This window comes from Halohasta litchfieldiae, assembly GCF_002788215.1.
GTDB lineage: Archaea > Halobacteriota > Halobacteria > Halobacteriales > Haloferacaceae > Halohasta > Halohasta litchfieldiae.
The window spans coordinates 317,947-333,036 of sequence record NZ_CP024845.1; the positions used below are offsets into that span (position 1 = coordinate 317,947).

Genomic DNA, 15,090 nt, shown 5'->3' on the forward strand with positions numbered 1-15,090 from the left:
TGAATGGTCGGTATGCATAGTAGTCAGTGGCTACCGTCGACGGTGACACCAGCAGTTTGGGGAGGCCCATCCCATGACGAGTGACGAACTGCTCTCCCGTCCGGTTGTCCCGATTTCGGGACCCGAGGATGCCGAGGCGACCTACAACGCCTTGGTGGCCCACACCGATCCAGCGGACTGCCGACCGCTCGTGTTGCATGTGATCGTCGACACCGAGGGTAGCGACAGCATCAACGCCCAATACCAGCACGCCAACGACGCCTGCGAGCAGTTCAAATCACGGGCCGCTGCTGATGGGATGATAGTCGGGACCGAAATCAGGTACGGAAAACCGGTCTCCGAGACGATTATCGACGTCGCCGAGGAGTACAATGGGTCCTCAATTGTCTTTTGTTCCCGCGACGATGGTGCGTGGTTCGATCTGCTTTTAGGTGGCGTTCGGACCGCACTCATCACCAAAAGCAAGCGGCCAGTTGTGATGCTCCCGGTCGACGAGGACTACTGATCGACGTTCTGTCCCAGTCACTCGGAGTCGCTGATCGGTGGCTCGGTCATGCTCCCCTCGGTTTTGAGGCGAAGATACAGATAGGCGAAAAAGACGATTGGCGGGAGGATTAGGACGCCAACCGCCCATATCGCAGCGACGATGATTGATTTTCCACGGCGGAGAGCATCACGGAACAGCCACACTGCGACGGCAATCGTCACGAGGTAGATCACGGCTAAAATCGGCTGGTCAAGGAAGACTGAGACAACCAGTGGTGCAGTGGTTGTGAGTGGTGACATAGCTACTCCTTTTCCGAGAGACGAAAGAAGCCAGCGGTTTAGCCTTTAGTAGTCGGTGGCTATTCCCACGGCTGAGATGCTTCAGTAATCTCTCCAGCGAGCGAGCGACCCATCGCCTCGCCCGGCGCGCTGAGATTCGCCAGTGCCCACATGAGTTTGACTTTCGCCGTGCCGGGGAGCGTATCACCGGCTTCGATAACACCCGCATCGATGAGGTCACGACCGGTGTCGTACACTCGATCACAGACGCGGCCTTCGAGACACTGGCTGGTCATGGCAACAACGGTTCCGTTGTCGACCAACTCCTCGATCCGTGGAATCAGGTCCGTATGCACGTGGCCGAGGCCGGTGCCCTCGATGATGACGCCCGCCTTGTCATCAAGGTAGTCCCACGCCGCGGGGTCCATACCGGGGGTGAACTTGACGAGTTCGACCGAAGAGTCGAGGTCGTCGTCGAGTGCGAGGTCGACTGCGCCGCGTTCGGTGTACTCCCGACGGAACTCGAAGGCATCGGCGGCGACGTCGCCGTCCGCGCCATCGTCTTGGGCGGCTGCGTACTCGATTTGGGCCAGTGGCTTGTTGCCGATGGTTTCGAACGCATCCCGGCGAGAGGTGTGATTCTTCCGGACGCGGGTGCCGCGGTGGAGCGCACAGTGATCGTCGCTGGCCGAATCGTGCATACAGAGGAGGATCTCAGCGCAGTCGGCTTTGGCGGCTTCGACCGCACAGACCGCGTTCATCACGTTGTCGGAGGACGGCCGGTCGGCCGAACGCTGGCTCCCTGTGAAGACGATTGGGACGGGGGTATCGAGCATGAACGAGAGCACCGAGGCCGAATACTGCATCGTGTCGGTGCCGTGCATGACGACGACACCGTCGGCTCCGGCCTCGATCTCTTCATGGACAGCCTGAGCGAGCTGCTGCCAGATCGAGGGGTCCATATTCTCGCTGAGGATGTTGGCGACGACACGGCCCCGATAGTTGGCGCGCCCGGCGAGTTCGGGGACGGCCCGAAGCACGTCTTCGGCGGTGAACTGGGCGGTGACCGCGCCGGTTCGGTAGTCGACCGTCGAGGCAATCGTCCCGCCGGTCGAAATAAGCGAGATCGTCGGCAGGTCGTCGTCGAACTCGATCTCCGAGACGCTGCCGTCGTCCGGTTCGTCCTCATCGCCGACATCGTACACGTCGGTTTCGAGGACCTCGACGGTCGCGTCTTCGCGGTCGATACCGATGTTGTAGCCCCCATCGAGTTTGAGCACGAGATGGTCGGCAGTCGAGGAGGGCATCAGGACGCCCTCGTTGTCGACGCCGCCGGCCTCAATGCGGATGCGGTCGCCTGGATTCATACCGCAGGGTTGCCCAGCGGCTGACTTGAAACCATGCTTTCGGATCGAGCGCCGGCGCTCCGTGGTGAAGCGAACAACGCCACAACATCCATACCTCGGGCTTCCAATACTGGGGTATGGCGCGTTCCGACGAGGAGATAGTCGACGAAATCGTCAGCGACGAGGTGGCACCCGACGAGTCAACTACTGGCTCGGCAGCCACCAACACCAGCGATGACGGCTCGACTGGTCGACTTGCAGGACTGTTTTCGCTCAAAGCGTTCTTGTTGTCGGCGGCGCTGATCGGCGTCGGTGTCGTTGGCGGCGGCGCGATCCCGCTTGTGGGAACCCTCGGCTCACTGGGTGGGCTATTTGTTGCCACGTTCATCATCGGCCTCATAGCCAGCGAACGACGGTATCTCGAAACAGCGCTTGCTGGCGGCGGGATCGTGGGCGCGAGCTTCGCAGTAAGTCTGCTGTCGACCGGCGTCCTGCCGGTCGGCATGGACTTTTTCAGGGAGTACGGCCTCGCCTTCGGAGGCGTCGGTGTCGCTCTCGGCGTGGTCGTCGGCCTCCTTGGCCACTACTTCGGCCGAGATCTTCGCGATGGATTGACCCAAGAGGTCTAACTGGTCAGGCGTCCAGCGACCCGATCTGCCAGCAGTTGCCATCGTATTCGATGACATCGGCACGTTCGAGCCGGGAGAGAGAGTCTTCGATAACGTCGCTGGACGCAGTCAGCTGGTCGGCGACCGCCTCAGTCGATCCATCAGTTTCGACGATTGCGGCCAGTATCTTGGCGTAAAACCGGCAGTCGGCATCGATGCCGGTTCGACTGGTCAGCTCCTCGAGCGTCTCGGTGAGTCGACCGTGAACCCAGCGCTGGGCCAACGACAGCTCCCGATCCAGTGATTGGAGTCGACCGAATTCGGCCGCAAGCTCCTCGATGTCGCCCCGGTCGCCCTCCGTGTGGTCGCTGTCCCCATCGTCATGTCCGTTTTTCGCCGTCTCTTCGAGCGAGAGATGTGGACACCGACCGGACATATCCAGCGTCGAACTGGCTGGATAGGCGCTTTTCGCACCGAAACTGTGTGGCGAGACGTCGACCTCCAGTCGGAGGCTTCGGGTAATGTGGAAATATTTCCGGCGCTGGTCGTCGGTTCGGCTCTCGATCAGCCCCGCTTCTTCGAGCTTGCGGAGGTGGTCGATGACAGCTTTCGGACTCACGTCGATATATTCGCTAATCTCGGTGACATAACAGGGCTTCTGTGAGAGCAGCCGGAGGATCCGTCGACGGTTCTCGTTGCCGAGGAGATCCAAGAGTACCGCCGAATCCATACCGGATAATACGTGAGCGCGAATAAAACGTTGTCTACCACGCTGATGAGTCCCTGTCACACATTGTCAGATCGCTGTACGGGATGGTGATGTCCTGCTTAGCCGTCAGCAAGCGGCTCAAACTGCCATGCGGCTAGTGCGACGACCCCGACCGAGAGACTGACCGTTACTACTGGTAACACGACCCCCGGTTCGTACCGAAGCGGTGGATGGAGGCCGACCCCGTAGTCGACCAAATCATTGACAACGAGTAACAGAAGCGACACGCCGAGCGCCCCGCGTGTCGTCCGGCCGTAGTGGAGCACTGCGAACGCGAGCACGACAAACAGCAGATGTGTGCCGATAATAAACCAGTAGTCGTAGACTGCCGTCCCGCTGAACCCGAAATACAGCGCGGGTCGAAGGTTCAGCGCAATCGCGGTCCACAGACCGTATTTGATGAGCCAGACGAATGCCAACGTGTGGAGATAGGCCAGCGGTCGATTGCTCGGGGCCGAGCGCAGTCGACGCCCCACATTCGGCAACAGCGTTGCCAGCGACAGTGTCACTAGGGCAATGGCGGTCGGTGAGTCCGCATACAGCGGCCACAGCAGGGTCGGCACGTCCGGCATTGTGTCGACATAGAACCGAATCCCGACCAGAAACGCCGTCGCGGTGACGACAAGCAAGGCGACCAAACTCGGGCCGTCGGAGAGATACGACTCGGCGTATTGCTCGGGGAGCGGTCGACGGAGCGTCGGCGACTGGCCCTCGGAGCCTACCATTGACAGTTGGTTCGTGATGCCGACTCAAACCGGTTTCTCTCCCGGACAGTCGACCGAATGAAGCAAAGCGTAATTAGTTCCGGCGGGAGAACATTCACGCATGCGAGGCGCACTCATCGTACTCGACGGCTGGGGACTCGGCGATCACGACCATCTCGACGCCGTCCGTGCGGCCGACACCCCGAACTTCGATAGACTCCGCGAAACCGGCGCGTTTGGGACGCTCCAAACCCACAGTCGACCAGTTGGCCTCCCCGACGGACAGATGGGCAACAGCGAGGTCGGCCATCTCAACATCGGCGCAGGCCGGGTCGTTAAACAGTCCTTTACGCGTATTCAGGACTCCATTGAAGACGGGAGCTTCCGTGAAAACGAGGCGATTAACTCCGCCCTTGACTATGCGACCGACCACAACGGAAAGGTACACCTGATGGGCTTGGTCAGCGACGGCGGCGTCCACTCCGACATCAGCCATCTCGAAGCGCTGATCGAACTCGCGGGTGACCGCGACGTTGAGGCGGTCACCCACGCCTTTACCGATGGGCGGGATACAGCCCCGAAATCCGGCGCTGGCTATCTCGCCGAAGTCGAAGCAATGATCGACGACCACGAGACTGGCGATGTTGCCACTGTCTCGGGTCGCTACCACGCAATGGATCGGGATCAAAACTGGGAGCGAACCAACAAAGCCTACGATGCAATTGTCAACCGCAAGGCCGAGTATACGGCCCCAACAGCGGTCGAGGCTATCGAGAACAGCTACGAGCGCGGCGACACTGACGAGTTCATCGAGCCGACCCTGATCGACGATCAGCCCGCACTCGATGATGGCGATTCAGTGCTCTTCTTCAACTTCCGTGCGGACCGCGCCCGCCAGATCGTTCGGATGCTGGCGAACATCGACCCCGCCTGGGAGATTGATACCGCTTCCCCGGACATCAGACTCGTTACGCTGACACAGTACGACAAAACGTTCGGCCTGCCGGTGGCCTACCCGCCTGAACAGCCCGAAAACACTATCGGCGAGATCGTCTCGGATGCCGGGCTGAAACAGCTCCGGCTGGCCGAATCCGAAAAGTATGCACACGTTACGTACTTCCTCAACGGGGGCCGGGAGGTCGAATTCGAGGGCGAGCGCCGAGAGATCGTCAAAAGCCCCGACGTGCCGACCTACGACCTCCAGCCGGAGATGAACGCCGCAAAAGTGACCGACACCGCCCTCTCGGTGATTGACTCCGACAATCCTGACTTCCTCGTGATCAACTACGCGAATCCGGATATGGTGGGCCACACCGGCGACTACGAGGCCGCTATCACGGCTGTCGAGGCCGTCGACGAACAACTCGGTCGACTCGTCGAGTCGATCCAGAACGCTGGCGGCCACGCACTGATCACCGCCGACCACGGCAACGCCGACGATATGGGCACGGTCGACGACCCCCACACGGCCCACACGTTCAATCCGGCCCCGGTAATCTACCTCACGCCCGATGGCGATAACGGCGGTCGAACCGTCCGCTCGGGCGGTGCGCTCTGTGATCTGGCCCCGACCCTGCTCGAACTGATGGAGCTAGAGCCCTCCGCGGAGATGACCGGCGAGTCGTTGCTGGAGTAACCGTTCGGGGAGTAGGCGCGGCCTACTCGGTCGACGGCAGTTCCATCGACTGCTCAGTCGACAGCAGTCGGTAGCAAGGGCCAGCCAGCAACAGAACAGCCACGGCGGTCATCCCAGCCAGCAGCCACGGATCGACCGCCCCCGAGAGCTCACCGGTGGTGAGATGGTCGACCGACCGGCCGACGATAACGCCGAGAATCGCCCACGGGAGCTCACCCAGAGCAGTCCCGGCGAGGTATGGACGAAGTCGAACACCCACAGCCCCCGCTGCAACCGACACCGCATCCGATGGGAGGGGAAACAGGCGGGCGGCGGTCATTCCACGAACGCCACCGGTCTCGGCCCCCAGTGTTTGTCCCGCGGTCGTGAGTCGACCGTCTCCGGTAGTCGAGGCTCCAAACCAGTACGGCGGGAGGCTCGTAATCACGAGCGCGGTCAGCGCAAGCGGAAGGCCAGCGAGCCCGTAGGCATAGCCTACGCCGATTGATAACAGGAGCGTTGGCCATGCACACACCGGGCGGACGATGGCAACCGCAAGCACCACGGCCCCAAACAACAGCGGCCTGCTTGCGAGCGCCTCGAACCGGGCGAGCGCGACCGCGGGTGAGACGAACCACGCCATGAGGCAGACACCCAACAGTGTCAGACCGCCAATCCCGAGGCGTGTTCGTCGCTGCATACCTGTCGGCTTTCAGGCACTGACATACGCTTTGTGTTCGACGCCAAACGAACGATTATGTAACCCGGCGTGAAATCACCGCGTGTGACAGAGATGCCGGGCGACGAAGACGGGACAATACCAACTAGCCGACAGTCGAAAATAGAGCTCGGCGTCGACCTGCTGGCCCACCTCGAAACCGAGGCACTCGACCTTGCCGAGGCTATCGACCGGCTCGAGTGCGTCACCACAAACCCCACGCTCACGCGGGAGATCTTGGATACGGCCGATAAACGGGGAATCATCGACCGCGAGGACGGACGGCTTCGGACCCGGCGTGGTGGTACCTTCGTTCGGTTCGAGAGTCAGGTGACCGTGCGTGAGGGCGAGTTCGAGTGTCGACGCTGTGGATCTGGGCTGTCGACGGGCCATTTCATCGAGTTCGAATCGGGCGAACTCGGACCGTTCGGCTCGTCGTGTATTCGGAAAGTTCTCGGCCGCGAGGAGTAATCCTACCGGCCGCGGCGGAGTTCTTCGATGAGAGTCTCAAGAAGCTCGGCCTGCCGGGCGAGCTGGCGTTCCTGCTGGTCGACGCGTTCGGTGAGCGCGGCGATCTGGGCCGAGAGATCCTCCTCGTCGACTGGGCCAGCCGATTCGAACGGCGAACCCTCGAAAGCATCGACCGTCTCGGCTTCTGCTGGCTCCGATTCGGGTGTCGATTCGATGATGGCCTCTGTCTGCTCAGTCGACTGGGCTGTGTCGGCCGGTCCCGTCTGGTCGGGTGACTGAGCCTGATCGACCGACTGAGACTGATTAGTCGCTTGCGCCGTGTCGGTCGACTGTGTATCGGTCTCCTCGAGTGAGGCAGCCAGCTCCTCGTCGGTTGTCGTGTCGGTTGCGGCTGTCTGTGTCGAGTTCGTCGGTGTGTCTTCGAGTTCTCCCGGTTCGGCGCTCAGTGGATCGGGACCGTCGCCGAAATCGAGTCGGTCGACGGGTTCGGCATCACCCTCACCCTGACCGGCCATCGCCCGGCGGAGTTCGTCGATGCTCGTCACGCCGTGGAACTCACAGACCGCCTCGACGATGGCTTCGCGGACCGCTCTGGCGTCGTCGTTTGGGGTTTTAAATCGGTTCTGTCGACCGTTGTGGGTGAGGACAATCGAGGTCGCAACGCTTCCTTCCTCGAAGTCGACGTCGGTCAGTCCGCTGTACTCGAAGGCTTCGAAATCGGTGTCCCAGACCGCCGAGCCGATGTGTTTGATGACGCGCTTGCTCGTGACGATCAGCGTGAGATCGCTGAAACGGAACGTTTTGTGAACCGTTTCGCCGGCCTCGGTGATTCCTGCGGCGCTGATAACGCCTGCCAAAATGGGATGCAGCACCTTTTCCACGCGCTTGGCCGGAAACCCGAGCGTTTCGGACCCGTCAAGCCCGTAATCTAAGGAGAGTTTGGCCTTCCGTCGACCAACTGAGAGATCGAGCCGTTCGGCATCGTGCGGGTAGCTCTCGATTGATTCGTCCGACAGCAGTCCGTCCGCGCGGTAGACCACTGTCCGGCTCGGGGTGACGACTAACACGTCTTCCCCGCCGAGTTGGACCTGTGCAACAGATGGTTCACCGTCCAGGGCGGACTCGAGTAGCTCGGGCAGGCTCATTGTGAGGGAGTACCGTCCGTGGCTGATAAATCCGCGGGTCTGAACATTAGTATTTCTGATCTGTTCGCTGGGTTGGGACTGTCGACTGACCGTCGTCTGTGACTGACTCACAGAGAGTGACCTGATCGCATGCCACGAAGCCGGTGGAGATGAGAAGCTTAAAGAGTGCAATCGGGTTATAGGAAGGTGAGGCCGGGTGGCTTAGCTGGACATAGCGCCGCACTCATAGGGTTACTGAGATTCGGTGCGGTAATCGCCTTGGAAGCGTCCGCCCCATTGAGGCCTGCCGAGCCTCGTACCTGGGTTATGCGGAGATCGTGGGTTCGGAGCCCACCCCGGCCACTTTTTGTCCGACACGTCACAACGTCTAAGTGATACGTCTGTCTTTGCTATCTTCACACTGAGAACTACAGTAGAGACCATTTACGCCGTAGTAGTAACTCTCTAACCGAGTCACGGCTCGCCGACACGATGACTAACCGAGTCACGGCTCGCCGACACGATGACTAACCGAGACAAACAGTTGGTTTCAGACCGAGCGGCCGGGTTCGCTAGTACCGAACAGATAGGTGCCGATAGTCAACAGCACTGATGCAGCCACCAACGAGGCGAGGATAGGTCCACTGGTGCTGACTCCAGCACCGGGGATGAAAAGCAGCGTCCCGATGACGATCAGTCCGATGCCGAGGCCTGCTTGGTTCGGTACGTCTACCATACATTGTCGACACAAGCGGACGATATTGAGCGTTTTCCTTCAGTCGACTCGGAGTGTCGACCGATTCACACAGGTATTACTCGTCGACGATTGCTTCGGGTGGCTTCTTTTCGCCGGCCGGAACGACGACCTCAAGCCAGTTTTCCTCCGGCGGAAGCGGGCAGGCGAACGTCTCGGCGTAGGCACAGAAAGGGTTGTAGGCGAGATTGAAGTCGAGGGTCACCACATCGCCGTTGACGAGATCGTCGTCCGGTTCCATCTCCATGTATCGACCGCGGTGGTAGGTCTGCTGGCTGGTCGTCTTGTCGCGGAACGGAATAAATATCGTCCGGTCATCGTCGCTTTCCTGCCGGTAGCCGGCCATCTGAATCCGCTCGCCGCGGAGTTCGAACTCGAAGATCACCGAGCGGAGATACCGAATCGGCGAACCGGCGGTCACATCGAGTTCGATTGGATCGGGGTTGCCGTACACGCGAACGCGGGCCGGAACCCGAAACTCCGGGTCCGGTTCGAAGTAGTCCAATCCTTCGAACGCATCGCGGTAGTCAGGATCGATTGGCGACTGTGGATGGTCGGTGAAGAACTCGTCCTTGTCGGCGCGCATCTGCCGGATTTCCGTCATCCAGCGGTCGACATCCTCGAGCGTCTCATCGTCAGTCTCAGTCATAGTTCCCACTCCGTCCCGAGGGAACCTAACCCCATTGGAATGGAACTCTCTTACCGTGCCAACCGCCTGTTCGCTCACCGAAAGCCCGGTCCGTCTCAGTGGCACGGTTTCAAGCGACATGACTTCCTCTCAGAACTCGAGGAGACCAAAACTAGGCGTCAGTGAGAAAAGCCGAAACGATGGATTAGCGATGGTAGGAGTGGCCAACGACCAGTGCAACGATGTTAATAACGAGGAGGACGACGAACGTCTCCAGGGAGAGCTGGACCATCTCAAGGCCGAACATCGGCAAATAGCCGAACGGAAGGGCAATCGCAGTCCAGAACGCGATACCACGGGCTGAGGCAAGCAAATAGCCACTGGAGAGCGGGAAACTGTGCAGTAAGCGACCGAGACGGCTAATGGAAGGCGGGAGCGACATCTGTGGGACCACTAAGAACGAAACGGTTGGCCAACCACAAATACCCCGCAGAGCGTTTGCACTGCTTGAGACCGTTGCGACAACAGTAGGAACTACATACTATTACTATGGGTACAGTTGCTGGTCACAATCAATCGGAAGCTGGAACGTAATCAGCAGTCGAAACCGTCGACGTTTATTCGAGCCGACGCCAACGCCCTCGTATGGCGGATCTCAACCCGATTGCAAAGCGGATTCACAATCTGACGCCGAAACCGATTCGGCTCACACTCGACGACGGCACCGAGGCAGTTTTTCAGATGTCGTCGACCCAGTTTTTCCAACAGGAGTTTCAGGCCGAAGCGACCCGCGAAGACGACGACGCCGACTACCGACTCGTTTCAAGCGAGGACAACGAGTCAATTTTGGTCGGCCGCAGTGGCGCAGATGAGGACGGGTGGTCGATGATCGGCTCGGTCATCGAGGCCGAAGCCGCCGAGTAGTCGGTGGCTACTGCCTGTGGGAGCCGGATATCACGAACACAAACAGTGGCTGAGGTGGGTCGGTTCCAGTCAGTGTTTGTTGACGGCTTCGACGAGGTTGAACGCACAGGTGATCTTCTTCTGTGCGGTCGACAAATGGTCGTTGAGCAGGGTTTCGGAGATACCAAGCAGTTCCGACGCCGTTGTGCTGTCGACGCCCGAGATCCGACAGAGAGCGTATGCCTCTTCCTGTCTCAGCGTGAGGATGCGAACGTCCCGAAACGAGGCGACGTTCCGGAGGAACTCGCCGAGTTGGTTCAGTGTCCACACACTGCCGTCACGTTCGGTTCGGTGAATGTACTCGCCGACAGTCTCCTCGGAGAGCCGGTAGGTTTCGGCGTCGTCCGGCGCGGTCTCCGGCGCCTCGGTTTCGATGATCAGGTTCTTCGGGACGTACCAGTAGACCTCCCTTTCGTTTTGCGAGCCGATCCGGAGTGCGCCCGCAAACTCGCCACTCTCGATCCGTTCTGGAGCCGATAGCTCGGGGCCTCGCTCAGCCATACGACAACCAATAGACAATCAGATTATAAATATGTATCATACATTCGTGCAACGAGAAACTACTCCGATTGGGCGTCGACGACGGCCATACCGGCGATATTCGCCGTAGGTCCCATCGAGAATGTCCTCGACGACAGCCTTGGCGGTGTCCTGTAGGCCTGATCCGGGTCGACGGCGATATCCCGACAGGGAGCACCGACGCCCGGCGAGTAGGCGAGGCTCAGATCCCGCTGGGTGTTCGTCGGTTTCGTGGTTGCTATCTCGATCTTGCCGGGCGGATCACGTGATACTCCCGTGTATCGTCATCAAAACTCATACCAAGCGGTGCGGAAGGTAGTTGAAAAAGTTATGTGTGGTTCATCGGTTCGATGACTGTCGACTCCGGTGGGCTACACCGACGATGTCGACGCTGGTGCGGTACTGTCCTCGCTGGAGTCCGGAAGGAGTCGGAGGTCCTCGTCGGCGGCCCCAAGCACCGACAGTTCATAGCTGAAGACGTAGGTGAGCACGACGATGTTGATCGGCAGGAATAACACGAACATCGCAAGCAGCGTTAGCGCCACGAGCAAGCCGATTGCAACGAGCCCGGCCGTCGACGCGAGTGTCGCGCCGAGTCCCCCGAAGATGCCGACGACCAGTAGCAGGCCGATGAGTCCGCCAACCGTGCCAACGATGCCGAGGATGATGACAGCGAGGATCGACTGTCCGATTGAGATCGCCAACAGCAACAGAAAATGAACGACGACGTAGACGCCGAACTGGGCCAGATTTCCTCGAAGCACCGGCCAGAATTGCCGCCATGCGTCGAGCACACCGCTGTCGGTCAGCACCATTATCGGCGCGACGAACTCGTTTGTGGCCCGATTGATGACAAGATAGGCGATGAACGACAGTATGCCGATGACTGCCGCAAGCAGTGCTCCGACGATGAGTGCTGGTCCACCGCCGAGGTCGAAGCCGGTCAGTGCAATGGTCGCGCCGATCACCACAAACGGGATCGCGAAGGCGGCACTGACTCCCAATTTAAACCCGAACAGTCGAACGGCCTGTCCAAACCGTCGACGGAATGGCTTCCGAAGCCGAACGGTTTGGGTGCGGAGAGCATCATACAGAACGAGTCGGAGCGTCTCCGACAGCAGTGTCAGCGCAAGGATGAAAAGGAACACGACCCCCACGATAGCAGCAATCACGGCCGGGTCAGTCGGGACGAGATCCGGCATTTGTTCGGCTGGTGCCCCCGCAGACGGCTGTGTGGCGGGGTCAGAAGGGGTCTCCGAGGGAACACCACCCAGATTTGACACTGAGGAGATGCCGCCGCCACCTACCCCGACGAAGATCGAGATTAGGGCCAGTTTCAGCCACGTGGAGAGCTCAACGGGGAACAGGAACGACCGAGTGGCTTCGATAGCGTCGTCGACGCTTTCGATAGCATACCATGACATAGCTCACTGTTTTCGTTCAACTGAAAAATAAGTTACTAGTTCGTAATGAGGCGTCGACCTCACACCGACAGCGGTGCGGGACGCTGGAGGGTGAGATCACTCCCAACCGACTCGACAGCCGACACCGACCGCGTCGGCCACGAGTCGGTCAGCGTCAACGGTTCGATTTCGTCGGCGGTCACCAACACCGTTCCCTCGCTTTTGGCCCCCTGAACGGTTGGATTCCACGCATACCCCTGTGGTTCGACCACGCGCGCCGAGTGGGTAGGTGTCGCGATCCACTCCCGGCCCGCGAACCCTGCCGCCCCACCCTGATGATGCTGTTTCCATTCGTCGGGCCACCCAACCGCGTCGTAGGCTCGCTGGATCGCCCCGAACACATCGCCAGCTGTCGACTCCTCGTGGGCGGCCCGTTGGGTGGCCGCCAACGCGCTTACTTCGACCTTCGCGGCCGCCTCGAACCGCTCTGTAAGCCACTCCGGCGCGTCGAAGTCGACTGTTCGGGTTGTACTTGCATACAGCCCACCGCGCTGGGCCGTGACAGAGACGAGTGCGTAGTCGCCCAACTCCGCGGTCGTCGGCGTGTAGTGCCGGTACTGTTGGGCGCGCTCGTCGCCGCCGACGAGCACGACCGGGGCTTCGATCCCGCGTGCTTCGAGTGCGGCCCGAACGTCGACCGCCGCCGCCCGTTCGGTTTGGGTCGACGAGAGCTCTCGGCAGACGGATTCGACGGCGGTAGCGGTCTCCTCGCCGAGCGCGCGGTATCGGTCTATGTCGAACTCGGCCAGTGGTTGTCTGAGGTGTGAGAAATCCGGCTGGGCGAGTCCCGGAACATCGAAGTCGGCAGCCGCAGGTGTTGGTGACTCCGCGGCAACCAAATCCGCCAGCGACCCCGAGTACCAGTCGGCGGCCGTCAGGGTAAACCCCTCAGGAAGTGCCTCGTCTCGCAGTCGGGGTGCTTCAATCGTGTTTGTGAGAACCTGAAATCCCGCGTCTCGACTGTAGCCAGCCGCCGCGACACCAATCGGCGAATCACGGTCGACGACGTTGGATGCTCCAGTTAGCCACGCAAAGTTGGCCGGTCGGGCAAGCCACAGCGCGTCGAGACCGTGATCGTCGAGAAACGCTGTGATGTGAGTTCGGCGCTCCGCTGACTCCGAGGAACGATGTGAGTTGGACATACGTCCACTACAGGCGCAGGCTACTTCAATCCGAACCGACCCGTACTGCGATCTTATTCACAGCCGAGATCCGCCGTAAACGGCGTATATTGCTGATTAATCACTCTCTACTATCAGTAAGAGGTTCCTACTCACGCGTGGTCGTGACGAATATAACAGCCGATATTAGCAACGATTCGCAACGGATTATAAACAGGTTTGCGTGTGAGTTTTTCAGCCATTATCCATATTTCTCACCGACTAACAATACACGGCTACACAGTATATCACCTGTATGACTCAGATATTCGAACTGACCGGCTTCCAGCGCGACCTCCTGTACGTGATCGCAGGCTCCGACAAGCCCTCGGGCCAGACAATCCGCCGTGAGATGGAACAGCATGTCGACAACGTCAACCACGGTCGACTGTATCCGAACCTCGATGCGCTCGTCGAACACGACCTCGTCGAGAAAGGCAGTCAAGACCAGCGAACCAACTACTACGAACTCACCGAGAAGGGCGACGAGCTGATCGAAGACCGGCGTCGATGGGAACGACAGTACGTCTCACCCACGCAGGAAGCACAGCAGTAAGCACTCCCTCCTCGCTGCAGTTGGATAACGATAAGTAGCCTGCGGCCCGACAGACAACCAATGACCGACCGCCTCGATTGGCTGTCTTTTCGTCGGTTCGCGGCGTTTACAACCGCACTCACACTGTCGTTGATCACGCTCGGTGTGTACACCGCAGCGACCGGCTCCGGACTCGCATGTCAGGCCCAATGGCCGCTGTGTTCGGACCAACTGATTCCGGCACTGACGATCAATCCGGACTTCATCGAATGGTTCCACCGTGTCGTCGCGATGATTACCGGCTTTTTCATCCTCGGCACGGCTGGCTGGGCGTGGACACGCGGTAACCGGCAGACAAAGTTCTCGGCAACGCTCGCAGTTGTCCTGCTGCCGCTCCAGATCACAGTCGGCGCGATTACGGTGACGATTGGTGGTCTCGTCCCCGGCGGCTACTCGCCGCCGACACACGCGGCCCATCTCATCGTCGCGCTGTCGATCTTCACGCTCCTGACGATGACGACCCTGTTTGCCTATCGAGACCACCACCGTCGACCGCCACGAAGTCGGAGTCGACTCGCTGTCGGTGTCGCCCTCGGCGCGCTGCTCGTCAGTGGGCTGTTCAGCCGTGGCGTCCCACTGCTGAGCTACTCGCCGGGGGCACAGGCTTGGTTTTATGCCATCTCGTTGCTCGCAGTCGCCGCATTGCTTGCGACAGTTGTCTGGCTTCAGTCAGTCGACCGGCGCGGGGCGTGGCTGGCCGGCAGCGCACTCGCGGTGCTGTTCGTCTCGATGCTCCTCGGACGCGATCTGATACTTTACACCACCACCGTCCAATCGATCAACTTCGGCCTCTATCTCCTCACTGTTGGTCTCGTAGTCGCTACCCAGCTCCGGCTCCGAAGCGAGGCTCCGAGAGTTGCGATACGCCAGTCGACACAAAGCGAGTAA

At 60.1% G+C, this 15,090-nt stretch carries 19 protein-coding genes, 1 tRNA gene and 1 pseudogene; 8 read left to right on the forward strand and 13 right to left on the reverse strand.

What is annotated here, in order from left to right:
- Nucleotides 1-73 precede the first annotated feature (73 nt).
- A complete protein-coding gene (locus HALTADL_RS01625) occupies nt 74-505 on the forward strand; it encodes a universal stress protein (protein ID WP_089672225.1) in 432 nt (143 codons plus the stop codon).
- Between the two features lie 17 nt (nt 506-522).
- On the opposite strand, the gene HALTADL_RS01630 is transcribed toward HALTADL_RS01625, so the two are convergent.
- Entirely contained in the window at nt 523-786 is a 264-nt protein-coding gene (locus HALTADL_RS01630; RefSeq protein WP_089672221.1) for a hypothetical protein, read from the reverse strand.
- A gap of 59 nt (nt 787-845) precedes the next feature.
- A complete protein-coding gene (gene gatD / locus HALTADL_RS01635) occupies nt 846-2,132 on the reverse strand; it encodes a Glu-tRNA(Gln) amidotransferase subunit GatD (RefSeq protein WP_089672218.1) in 1,287 nt (428 codons plus the stop codon).
- Nucleotides 2,133-2,248: 116 nt separating this feature from the next.
- Here gatD and HALTADL_RS01640 point away from each other — a divergent pair, with 116 nt between their 5' ends.
- Entirely contained in the window at nt 2,249-2,740 is a 492-nt protein-coding gene (locus HALTADL_RS01640; protein ID WP_089672215.1) for a hypothetical protein, read from the forward strand.
- A 4-nt stretch (nt 2,741-2,744) separates the two neighbouring features.
- On the opposite strand, the gene HALTADL_RS01645 is transcribed toward HALTADL_RS01640, so the two are convergent.
- Nucleotides 2,745-3,449, reverse strand: a complete 705-nt coding sequence (locus HALTADL_RS01645; protein ID WP_089672213.1) for an ArsR/SmtB family transcription factor — start codon at nt 3,447-3,449, stop codon at nt 2,745-2,747.
- Between the two features lie 98 nt (nt 3,450-3,547).
- Nucleotides 3,548-4,213 (reverse strand): DUF1405 domain-containing protein, encoded by a 666-nt coding sequence (locus HALTADL_RS01650; RefSeq protein WP_089672210.1) that lies wholly within the window; start codon nt 4,211-4,213, stop codon nt 3,548-3,550.
- Nucleotides 4,214-4,313: 100 nt separating this feature from the next.
- Here HALTADL_RS01650 and gpmI point away from each other — a divergent pair, with 100 nt between their 5' ends.
- Nucleotides 4,314-5,828, forward strand: a complete 1,515-nt coding sequence (gene gpmI / locus HALTADL_RS01655; RefSeq protein ID WP_089672207.1) for a 2,3-bisphosphoglycerate-independent phosphoglycerate mutase — start codon at nt 4,314-4,316, stop codon at nt 5,826-5,828.
- 22 nt (nt 5,829-5,850) lie between these two features.
- On the opposite strand, the gene HALTADL_RS01660 is transcribed toward gpmI, so the two are convergent.
- Nucleotides 5,851-6,507, reverse strand: a complete 657-nt coding sequence (locus HALTADL_RS01660) for a TVP38/TMEM64 family protein (RefSeq protein ID WP_089672204.1) — start codon at nt 6,505-6,507, stop codon at nt 5,851-5,853.
- 93 nt (nt 6,508-6,600) lie between these two features.
- Between HALTADL_RS01660 and HALTADL_RS01665 the strand changes: the two genes are divergently transcribed.
- Nucleotides 6,601-6,996, forward strand: a complete 396-nt coding sequence (locus HALTADL_RS01665) for a DUF5830 family protein (RefSeq protein ID WP_089672202.1) — start codon at nt 6,601-6,603, stop codon at nt 6,994-6,996.
- Nucleotides 6,997-6,998: 2 nt separating this feature from the next.
- Here the strand turns inward: HALTADL_RS01665 and HALTADL_RS01670 are convergent, their stop codons facing one another.
- Nucleotides 6,999-8,141, reverse strand: a complete 1,143-nt coding sequence (locus tag HALTADL_RS01670) for a DUF7115 domain-containing protein (RefSeq protein WP_089672199.1) — start codon at nt 8,139-8,141, stop codon at nt 6,999-7,001.
- A 190-nt stretch (nt 8,142-8,331) separates the two neighbouring features.
- Between HALTADL_RS01670 and HALTADL_RS17120 the strand changes: the two genes are divergently transcribed.
- Nucleotides 8,332-8,483, forward strand: a tRNA-Met gene (locus tag HALTADL_RS17120).
- A gap of 187 nt (nt 8,484-8,670) precedes the next feature.
- Here HALTADL_RS17120 and HALTADL_RS01675 read toward each other — a convergent pair.
- The 3 genes from HALTADL_RS01675 to HALTADL_RS17530 all read right to left on the reverse strand — a co-directional run bounded on the left by HALTADL_RS01675 (nt 8,671) and on the right by HALTADL_RS17530 (nt 9,875).
- Nucleotides 8,671-8,856: a hypothetical protein gene (locus HALTADL_RS01675; protein WP_089672195.1), complete on the reverse strand. Its 186-nt coding sequence runs from the start codon at nt 8,854-8,856 to the stop codon at nt 8,671-8,673.
- 76 nt (nt 8,857-8,932) lie between these two features.
- A complete protein-coding gene (locus tag HALTADL_RS01680) occupies nt 8,933-9,523 on the reverse strand; it encodes a DUF1684 domain-containing protein (RefSeq protein ID WP_394327354.1) in 591 nt (196 codons plus the stop codon).
- A 184-nt stretch (nt 9,524-9,707) separates the two neighbouring features.
- Complete coding sequence (locus tag HALTADL_RS17530; protein WP_177171920.1) at nt 9,708-9,875, reverse strand: hypothetical protein; 168 nt, start codon at nt 9,873-9,875, stop codon at nt 9,708-9,710.
- 272 nt (nt 9,876-10,147) lie between these two features.
- Between HALTADL_RS17530 and HALTADL_RS01690 the strand changes: the two genes are divergently transcribed.
- Nucleotides 10,148-10,426 carry a transcriptional regulator gene (locus HALTADL_RS01690; protein ID WP_089672193.1) on the forward strand — a complete coding sequence of 93 codons (279 nt, stop codon included), beginning with the start codon at nt 10,148-10,150 and terminating at the stop codon, nt 10,424-10,426.
- A gap of 69 nt (nt 10,427-10,495) precedes the next feature.
- Here HALTADL_RS01690 and HALTADL_RS01695 read toward each other — a convergent pair whose 3' ends face one another.
- The 4 genes and pseudogenes from HALTADL_RS01695 to HALTADL_RS01705 form a co-directional block, all read right to left on the reverse strand.
- A complete protein-coding gene (locus HALTADL_RS01695; RefSeq protein WP_089672190.1) occupies nt 10,496-10,966 on the reverse strand; it encodes a hypothetical protein in 471 nt (156 codons plus the stop codon).
- A gap of 152 nt (nt 10,967-11,118) precedes the next feature.
- Nucleotides 11,119-11,282: pseudogene (locus HALTADL_RS17975) on the reverse strand (hypothetical protein); the annotation flags it as partial.
- Nucleotides 11,283-11,355: 73 nt separating this feature from the next.
- Complete coding sequence (locus tag HALTADL_RS01700; protein ID WP_089672186.1) at nt 11,356-12,408, reverse strand: DUF7544 domain-containing protein; 1,053 nt, start codon at nt 12,406-12,408, stop codon at nt 11,356-11,358.
- A gap of 59 nt (nt 12,409-12,467) precedes the next feature.
- Entirely contained in the window at nt 12,468-13,589 is a 1,122-nt protein-coding gene (locus HALTADL_RS01705) for a M24 family metallopeptidase (protein WP_089672183.1), read from the reverse strand.
- 274 nt (nt 13,590-13,863) lie between these two features.
- Between HALTADL_RS01705 and HALTADL_RS01710 the strand changes: the two genes are divergently transcribed.
- Together HALTADL_RS01710 and HALTADL_RS01715 are read left to right on the forward strand one after the other, a co-directional pair.
- Nucleotides 13,864-14,163 (forward strand): PadR family transcriptional regulator, encoded by a 300-nt coding sequence (locus tag HALTADL_RS01710; protein WP_394327353.1) that lies wholly within the window; start codon nt 13,864-13,866, stop codon nt 14,161-14,163.
- A gap of 60 nt (nt 14,164-14,223) precedes the next feature.
- Nucleotides 14,224-15,090 carry a COX15/CtaA family protein gene (locus tag HALTADL_RS01715; protein ID WP_089672180.1) on the forward strand — a complete coding sequence of 289 codons (867 nt, stop codon included), beginning with the start codon at nt 14,224-14,226 and terminating at the stop codon, nt 15,088-15,090.